The sequence below is a fragment of the Clostridium sp. AF15-41 genome, from assembly GCF_003604095.1.
Classification (GTDB): Bacteria; Bacillota; Clostridia; order Lachnospirales; family Lachnospiraceae; genus Coprococcus.
In genome coordinates this window covers 138,906-140,042 of sequence record NZ_QTMQ01000002.1, presented here as the reverse complement: position 1 = coordinate 140,042, position 1,137 = coordinate 138,906, and the positions used below count along the sequence as shown (strand labels likewise).

The 1,137-nt window shown below is 33.1% G+C and carries 1 protein-coding gene; it reads left to right on the top strand.

Going from position 1 to position 1,137, the window contains the following annotated elements; translation table 11 throughout:
• Positions 1 to 246 precede the first annotated feature (246 nt).
• On the top strand, positions 247 to 1,137 hold an 891-nt coding region (locus tag DWW43_RS02060), incomplete at its 3' end, for a PD-(D/E)XK nuclease family transposase (RefSeq protein WP_119962652.1).

The window sequence follows — 1,137 nt, the reverse complement described above, 5'->3', positions numbered from 1 at the left end:
TTCTCTTTTATATAATTTATAGAAAGTTCTATATATATAATACTGGTAATTTACTAAAAATTATAAGTAACATTTTTAATTTTTTTGTTTTTTTTGCAAAAATATTTGCATATCGCCTTTTAAACATTTACTTACCAAAAGTTACATCAAACAGTACCATTTATTACATTTATGAACTTTTCTCTTTTATTTCTGATATGGTAGTTATGTCGACAAATCAGGTACCGGAAATTAAGAGGAATTTTTATGTATAATAAGGATACAAACACCACTTCACAGAACTCAAATACCAAACATACAACGTTCAATATTTATCAGCTTTTTCCACAACGAACGGAAGATGAATGCCTTACAGAGTTAAAACAATACCCAGAACTTTATTGGACATATAAGAACTGGCCTGATGACTGGAAAAAACGTTTTATGGAATTTATGGAAGGCAAAAAAAGTCTGCCACTAACCTATGATCCATTTTTCAAAAAAATTTTCAACCCGGATATATACCCGGAACGATTATCACAACTGATCAGCAGTATTATCGGCACAAATGTAACCATTAAATATATTCTGTCAAATGAAAACAGCATGCTTCCATCAACTTCTCTCCTACTTCTGGATATTATCGTCCAGTTAGAAGATGGTTCTATCGCAAATGTAGAAATACAAAAAAATCCATACACATTTCCCGGTGAGCGAATGTCATGCTATTCCGCCGATCTACTACTTCGCCAATATACACGCGTAAAAAGCAAACTTGGGAAAGATTTCACATATAAGGATATGAGAACTGTTTATACAATTGTTATGTATGAAAAGAGTCCAAACGAATGTCTGAAAGACCGTTTCGCAAATATCTATCTGCATCATGGCAGAACCATTTTTGATACTGGTGTAAATCTGAATCTTTTACAGGAATACTATGTCGTTAACCTTGACGTATTTAAAAATAGCAAGTATGCTAAAGATATCAACGAACTAAATGCATGGTTGTCTCTGCTAACCGCGGACTCTACAGACAACCTTGCCACACTGATATCCAACTATCCATGGATGGAATCTATATGCCAGGATATATCTGAATATCTGTATCGCCCTGAGGAGGTTATTAGTATGTTTTCAAAAGCATTAAAAAAGATG